The sequence below is a fragment of the Acidisphaera rubrifaciens HS-AP3 genome (assembly GCF_000964365.1).
Classification (GTDB): domain Bacteria; phylum Pseudomonadota; class Alphaproteobacteria; order Acetobacterales; family Acetobacteraceae; genus Acidisphaera; species Acidisphaera rubrifaciens.
The window spans coordinates 1-7,027 of the sequence record NZ_BANB01000021.1 but is presented as its reverse complement, the minus strand read 5'-3'; the positions used below and the strand labels follow the sequence as shown (position 1 = coordinate 7,027).

The window sequence follows — 7,027 nt, the reverse complement described above, 5'->3', positions numbered from 1 at the left end:
CACCCCGGCATCGGCCTCGACCATCATGCCCGCGCCTTCCTCGCCTTCGCCGTGGCGATGCGCTGCAACGCCGCCGCCGATGCCGGCTTCCTGATGCCGGCGCGCACGCTGCTCGACGTGGGCGCGGCGGCGCGGGCGGAGGTGCTGGGGGTGGCGCTGCGGCTCGCCTACATGCTGTCGGCGGGCACGGCCGGACTGCTCGAAGGCGCGACCCTGGTGGTGCCGCGGGCGCCGGGGGCGGAGCGGCTGGTGCTGCGTCTCGATCCGGCGCGCGGCGTGTTCGACGGCGAGGCGATCGGCCGCCAGCTCGAACGTCTCGCGAGCCTGCTGGGGCTGGAGAGCGCGATCGAGACGGCGCCGGCGCCGGTCCGCGCCTGACCGCACCGCCGGAGCACGCCGTTGGCCGCCGACATCGCCGCCCTGCTCGCCACCGGCCCCGGGATCGCGGTGCAGGCGTTCCTGCTGGCATTCCCCGGCCTGTTCTCGATCGTGAACCCGCTCAGCGGCGCGTTCATCTTCAACGAGGTGTGCGGCGCCTGGCCGCAGGCGGAGCGCCACCGCCTCGCCCGCGTCGTCGCCCGCTATGCCTTCGTCGTGATGATCGTCGCGCTGTGGGCGGGCTCCTACGTGCTGGCGTTCTTCGGCATCTCGCTCGCCGCCCTGCGCTGCGCGGGCGGGCTGGTGCTCGCGCTGTCCGCCTGGGACCGGCTGAACCAGCCGGAGGCGCGCGAGGCGCGCAAGCAGGAGCAGGCGGCCGGTGCCGGACAGCAGGAGGACGTGGCGCTGTTCCCGCTCACGATCCCGTTCACGACCGGGCCGGGGACGATCGCGGTCGCCATCGCGCTCGGCTCGCAGCATCCGCCGTTGCACGACGGTCTGGTCGCCTTCTATGCCGGCATGACGCTCGCGGCGGCGGTGATGGCGGTGGTGATCTGGGCCTGCTACGGCGCCGCCGACCGCGTCGCCGGCTGGCTCGGCCCGTCCGGCAGCCGCACCGTCACCCGCCTCGGCGCCTTCATCCTGCTGTGCATCGGGGTGCAGATCCTCATCACCGGCGTGACCGACGTGCTGCAGCCGCTGCTGCAGGGTGCGCGTTTATCCACGCCGTAGGGGATTGCGCGGTCCGGCATCGTCCTTGAATGGCTCGCATCCCCCAAACACCGAGACGGACGAGGCAGCGATGACCGACGACGACAGGCGCTTCATGCGGCGCGCGATCGAGCTTTCGGAGAAGACCGCGCTGATCGACAGCGCGGGGGGTGCGTTCGGCGCGGTGGTCGTGCAGCACGGCGCCATCATCGGCGAGGGCGCGAACCGCGTGGTCGCGGAAAACGACCCGACCTGGCACGGCGAGATGGCCGCGATCCGCGACGCCTGCCGGAAGGTCGGCAGCTTCAAGCTGGCGGGCGCTGTGCTCTACACCAGCGCCGAACCCTGCCCGATGTGCGCCGCCGCCGCCTACTGGGCCGGGATCGAGCGGGTATTCTACGCCGCGACCTGCGAGGATGCGGCCCACTACGGCGATTTCGACGACACGATGATCTACGCCGAGCTGCGCAAGCCGGTCGGCGAGCGCTCCATCCCGGCGCGGCAGATCATGCGGGACGAGGCGGTGGAGGTCTGGAAGAAATACCAGGCCAAAACCGACCGCGTCCCGTACTGAACGCGGCGGCCGGCCGGGGCGGCGGGCGGCCTATCCGCCCGCGCGGTTCTCCACCAGCTGCTCCACCACCGCCGGGTCCGCGAGGGTGGAGGTGTCGCCCAGCCCCTCGGTCTCGTTGGCAGCGATCTTGCGCAGGATGCGGCGCATGATCTTGCCGCTGCGGGTCTTCGGCAACGCGGGCGCCCACTGGATCGCGTCGGGGCTGGCGATCGGGCCGATTTCCCGGCGGACCCAGGCGACCAGTTCCTTGCGCAGCGCCTCGGTCGGCTCGATGCCTTCCTTCAGCGTGACATAGGCATAGATGCCCTGTCCCTTGACGTCGTGCGGGAAGCCGACGACCGCCGCCTCGGCGACCTTCGGGTGGCTGGCGAGCGCGCTTTCCACCTCGGCGGTGCCCATGCGGTGGCCGGAGACGTTGATCACGTCATCGACGCGGCCGGTGATCCAGTAATACCCGTCGGCGTCGCGCCGCGCCCCGTCGCCGGTGAAATACAGGCCGGGATAGGTCGAGAAATAGGTCTGGCGGAACCGCTCGTGGTCGCCGAACACGGTGCGCATCTGTCCGGGCCAGCTGTCGGCGATGCACAGGTTGCCCTCGGCCGCGCCCTCCAGCGTCTTACCGTCCGCATCGACCAGCAGCGGCATGACGCCCGGCAGCGGCAGGGTGGCGGAGCCCGGCTTCAGCCGCGTCGCGCCGGGCAGCGGGCTGATCAGGATGCCGCCCGTCTCCGTCTGCCACCACGTATCGACGATCGGGCAGCGCTGCTCGCCCACGACGTGGTGGTACCAGAGCCAGGCCTCCGGATTGATCGGCTCGCCGACCGAGCCGAGGATGCGCAGGCTTTTCCGGCTGTGCTTCGTCACGTGCGCGTCGCCCTCGCGCATCAGCGCGCGTATGGCGGTGGGTGCGGTGTAGAAGATGTTGACCGCGTGCTTGTCCACCACCTGCCAGAACCGCCCGGCATCCGGGTAGTTGGGCACGCCCTCGAACATGATCGTGGTGGCGCCGTTCGCGAGCGGGCCATAGACGATGTAGGTGTGCCCGGTGACCCAGCCGACATCGGCGGTGCACCAGTAGATCTCGCCCGGCTGGTAGTCGAACACGTACTGGTGCGTGAAGCTCGCCCAGACCATGTAGCCGCCGGTCGTGTGCAGCGCGCCCTTCGGCTTGCCGGTGCTGCCCGACGTATAGAGGATGAACAGCGGGTCCTCGGCGCCCATCTCCTCGGCCGGACAGTCGGGGGAGGCCGCGGCCATCGCCTCGGGCCACGCCACGTCGCGGCCGGCCTGCATCGGCACGTCCCCGCCGGTGACGCGCGCCACCAGCACGTGACGGATGGTGGGGCAGGCCGCCACGGCGGCGTCGGCGTTGGTCTTCAGCGGCACGCGCTTCCCGCCGCGCCGCCCCTCGTCGGCGGTGATCAGCACCGTCGAGCCGCAATCCTGGATGCGCCCGGCAAGGCTGTCGGGCGAGAAGCCACCGAACACGACGGAGTGGATGGCGCCGATGCGCGCGCAGGCGAGCATGGCGACCGCCGCCTCCACCACCATCGGCAGGTAGATCGTCACCCGGTCGCCGCGCTTCACGCCCAGGCTTTTGAGCACGTTGGCGGTGCGGCAGACCTCGGCATGAAGTTCGCGGTAGGTGACGCGGCGCGAGGTGCCGGGATCGTCGCCCTCCCAGATGATCGCCACCTGATCGCCGCGCTCGGCGAGGTGACGGTCGAGACAGGTCGCGGCGGCGTTCAGCGTGCCGTCCTCGTACCAGCGGATCGTCACGTCGCCGGTGAAGTCGGTGTTCTTGATGCGCGTGGGCGGGCGCATCCAGCTGATGCGGCGCGCCTGTTCGGCCCAGAACGCCTGCGGATCGCGCTTGGCCGCCTCGTACATGGCGCCATAGCGCGCGGCGTCCGCGTGGGCGCGGGCCGCGATCTCCGGGCGGACCTCAATGACATGCTGGTCGGTCATGTCCGTCTCCTCCTGGCCGGGCGGCTCTGAGCGGCCGCGCACAGGCGCTGTTTATATGCCGGCATCCGCATCGACCGTCACCATCCCCTCTTGCAGTAGGAAGGGCACCGCCGTCAGCCGGTCGCCGGCGCAGGGGCCGCGCAGGCAATGGCCGTCCTCGATGCGGAACTCCGCCCCGTGCGTCGAACAGATGATGCGCGTCCCGTCCGCCGTGAGGAACCGGTCGGGCGCCCAGTCGAGCGAGACGCCGAGATGCGGGCAGGCGTTGACATAGACCACGACCGTGTCGCCGCGCCGCACAGCGAACAGGCCGGTGAAGCCGCCCGGCGCCGGGCCGAAGCCGCGCGCCCCGCCGTCCGGGATGTCGGCCAGCGCGCAGAGCGTGCGCCTCAGCCCGTCCATCCGCCCATCCGGCACAACCGCTTCCAGTGTTCGGCGCCGACCGGCAGCACCGACAGGCGCGACTGGCGCACCAGCGCGAGGTCGGCAAATTCCGGATCGGCCTTGATGGCGGCGAGGGTGACGGGCTTCGGCATCGGCCCGAGGGCGCGCATGTCGACGCAGACCCAGTCCCCGCCCTCGGCGGTCGGGTCCGGATAGGCCTCGCGCGCCACCTCCACCACGCCCACGATCTCGCGGCCGATATTGGAGTGATAGAAGAACGCCCGGTCGCCGAGGCGCATGGCGCGCAGGTTGTTGCGCGCCATGTGGTTGCGCACGCCGGTCCAGGGTTCGGTGCCATTGGCCACCTGCTGGTCCCAGCTGAAGGCGTCCGGCTCGGATTTCACCAGCCAGTAGTGCCGCGCCATCCCCCCTCCGTCCGCCGCGTCCCGACCATCTTAGCGGGTCGTCAGGCGGCGTCGTAGTAGCCAGCATAGATCTGGCGCAGCTTCGCCTTCTGGATCTTGCCGGTCGCGGTGCGCGGCAGGGCGTCGAGCACGATCACCGCCTTCGGGCACTTGAACGGGCTGAGGTCCGCGCGCAGCCGCGTCAGCAGCGCGTCCGGGTCGATCGCCGCGCCGGGCTTCGGCACGACGACCGCGGTGATCGCCTCGATCCAGTGCGGGTGCGGCAGGCCGATCACGGCGACGTCCGCGATCGCGGGCTCGGCCGCGAACAGCGCCTTTTCCACCTCGATGGACGCGACGTTCTCGCCGCCGGTCTTGATCACGTCCTTGAACCGGTCGTGGAACCACAGCATCCCGTCGGCGCCGACATAGCCGCTGTCGCCGGAATGGAACCAGCCGTGGCGGAATGCCGCCGCCGTCGCCTCCGGGTCGCGCAGGTATTCGCTCATCACCTGCGGGCTGCGATAGACGATCTCGCCGGTCTCTGGCGAGGGCAGCAGGCGCCCCGTATCGTCCATGATCGCCACCTGCACGCTGACGCAGGGCGTGCCGACCGCGCCGGGATGCGAGAGCTGGTGCTCCGGGCGGAAGAACGTCGCGGTCGGGCTCATTTCCGTCTGGCCGAACATCAGCGAGAAGCCGCAGCCGAACACGTGGATCATGCGCGCGAGTTCCGCCTGCGGCATCGGTGCCATGGCATAGACGCACAGCCGCAGGCTGGAGACGTCGCGCGGCCGCGCCTCCTGTTCGGCGAGCAGGGCGCGGTACATCATCGGCAGGGCGAACACGACGCTCAGCCGCTCGCGCGCGATCATGTCGAGCAGGGCGGCGGCGTCGAACGCATCGACGATGTGGATCGCCGCCCCGATCGCGACCGCCGGCGTGCTGAAGGCATTGAGCTGCGCGGTGTGGAACATCGGCAGGATCGCGGCCATGCGGTCGGCCGCGGTCAGCCCGGTTTCGATGATGTTGCCGAGCGACTCGATATAGACCGCGAGATGGCTGCCGACGACGCCCTTCGGCGCCGAGGTGGTGCCGCTGGTGTAGAGATAGGACAGCGGGTCGCGGTCCTCCACCGCCGCGTCGGGCTCGCCGGCGGCGGCGGCGAGCAGCGTGTCGAAGGACGGCTCGCCGATGACGTGCACGTCGATCCCCGGCAGCTCGTCGAGCCCGGTGCGCAGCTGATCGAGCAGCGCCGCCTCCACCACCACCCCGCGCACCTGGGCGTGGCGCAGGACGTACGCGAGTTCGCCGCCGCGCCACAGCAGGTTGACCGGCACGCAGACGACGCCGAGCTTGGCGCAGGCATAGTAGGTGATCAGGAACTCCGCACGGTTGCGCGACATCAGGCCGAGCGCGGTGCCGCGCGCATAGCCGCGCGCAGCCAGGCCGTGGGCGAGGCGGTTGACGCGGTCATTGAGGTCGCGGAAGGTCAGGCGCGCATCGCCGTGCACGATCGCGGTCGCGTCGGGCATGCGCCACGCGGTGCGCGTCAGCATATCGCCGACATTGACGCGATTGACCGGACTGCCGCTCGTCTGCATGGCGTTGCCTCCCCCGTTCGTTCGTCTGCCGGCGCCGTCCCCCTACATGCGGAACACGCCGTAATGCGGCGCCTCGATCGGCGCGTTGAGCGTGGCGCTGAAGGCGATCGCCAGCGCGTTGCGCGTATCGACCGGATCGAGGATGCCGTCGTCCCAGATCTCCGACGTCGCGTACCACGCGCTGGAGCGGCGGCTGTAGTCGTCGAGGATCGGCGCGCGGATCGCGTCGATCTCCGCCGCCGACAGGGTGCGCCCGTCGCGCGCGAGCTGGCGCAGCTTGATGTCCGTCAGCACGCCCGCCGCCTGTTCCGCGCCCATGACGGAGATCTGCGCCTGCGGCCAGGTGAACAGGAAGCGCGGGTCGAAGGCGCGGCCCGCCATGCCATAGGTGCCGGCGCCGTAGGAGCCGTTGACCACGACGGTGATCTTCGGCACCGACGCGCCGGAGACCGCCATGATCATCTTCGCCCCGTCTTTAGTGATGCCGCGGCGTTCGTACTCGCGGCCGACCATGAAGCCGGTGATGTTCTGCAGGAACAGCAGCGGCGTGCGGCTGCGGTCGCACAGTTCGATGAAATGCGTGCCCTTCAGCGCGCTGTCGCTGAACAGCACGCCGTTGTTGGCCAGTACGCCCACCTGCATGCCCCACAGCCGCGCGAATCCGCAAATCAGCGTGCGGCCGTAATCCGGCTGATATTCGTGAAAGCGGCTGCCGTCCACGATGCGCGCCAGCACCTCGCGCATGTCGAACTGCATGCGGGTGTCGCGCGGGATGATGCCGTAAAGCTCCGCCGGATCATAGGCGGGCGGCTCCGGCGCCGCGCGCTCGATCGCCGCCTTCTCTGCCCGCGCGCAGCGTCCCATCAGCTCGCGCGCCAGCGCGATCGCGTGCAGCTCCGACGACGCCGCATAGTCGCCGGTGCCGGACACGCTGGTGTGCATGGCCGCACCGCCCAGCTCGTCGACCGTCACCTCCTCGCCCGTCGCCGCCTTCACCAGCGGCG

General features: G+C 70.7%; 7 protein-coding genes and 1 pseudogene. 3 read left to right on the top strand and 5 right to left on the bottom strand.

Annotation, left to right across the window (positions count from 1 at the left end):
- From B8460_RS21500 to B8460_RS00760, 3 genes and pseudogenes are all read left to right on the top strand, one after another.
- A pseudogene (locus B8460_RS21500) lies at positions 1-378 on the top strand (Ppx/GppA family phosphatase); the annotation flags it as partial.
- A gap of 21 nt (positions 379-399) precedes the next feature.
- The gene (locus B8460_RS00765; RefSeq protein ID WP_241771053.1) at positions 400-1,110 is read left to right on the top strand and encodes a MarC family protein; all 711 of its coding nucleotides are present in this window, start codon (positions 400-402) and stop codon (positions 1,108-1,110) included.
- A 70-nt stretch (positions 1,111-1,180) separates the two neighbouring features.
- Positions 1,181-1,663: a nucleoside deaminase gene (locus B8460_RS00760; protein ID WP_048859657.1), complete on the top strand. Its 483-nt coding sequence runs from the start codon at positions 1,181-1,183 to the stop codon at positions 1,661-1,663.
- Between the two features lie 30 nt (positions 1,664-1,693).
- Here the strand turns inward: B8460_RS00760 and acs are convergent, their stop codons facing one another.
- The 5 genes from acs to B8460_RS00735 all read right to left on the bottom strand — a co-directional run.
- The gene (gene acs, locus B8460_RS00755; protein ID WP_048859656.1) at positions 1,694-3,631 is read right to left on the bottom strand and encodes an acetate--CoA ligase; all 1,938 of its coding nucleotides are present in this window, start codon (positions 3,629-3,631) and stop codon (positions 1,694-1,696) included.
- Positions 3,632-3,682: 51 nt separating this feature from the next.
- Complete coding sequence (locus B8460_RS00750; protein WP_048859654.1) at positions 3,683-4,033, bottom strand: Rieske (2Fe-2S) protein; 351 nt, start codon at positions 4,031-4,033, stop codon at positions 3,683-3,685.
- Positions 4,021-4,440 carry an EVE domain-containing protein gene (locus B8460_RS00745; RefSeq protein ID WP_048859653.1) on the bottom strand — a complete coding sequence of 140 codons (420 nt, stop codon included), beginning with the start codon at positions 4,438-4,440 and terminating at the stop codon, positions 4,021-4,023. Before B8460_RS00745 ends, B8460_RS00750 begins: the two co-directional genes overlap by 13 nt.
- Positions 4,441-4,481: 41 nt before the next feature.
- Positions 4,482-6,023 carry an AMP-binding protein gene (locus tag B8460_RS00740; RefSeq protein ID WP_048859652.1) on the bottom strand — a complete coding sequence of 514 codons (1,542 nt, stop codon included), beginning with the start codon at positions 6,021-6,023 and terminating at the stop codon, positions 4,482-4,484.
- A gap of 42 nt (positions 6,024-6,065) precedes the next feature.
- On the bottom strand, positions 6,066-7,027 hold a 962-nt coding region (locus tag B8460_RS00735), incomplete at its 5' end, for an acyl-CoA carboxylase subunit beta (protein WP_048859651.1).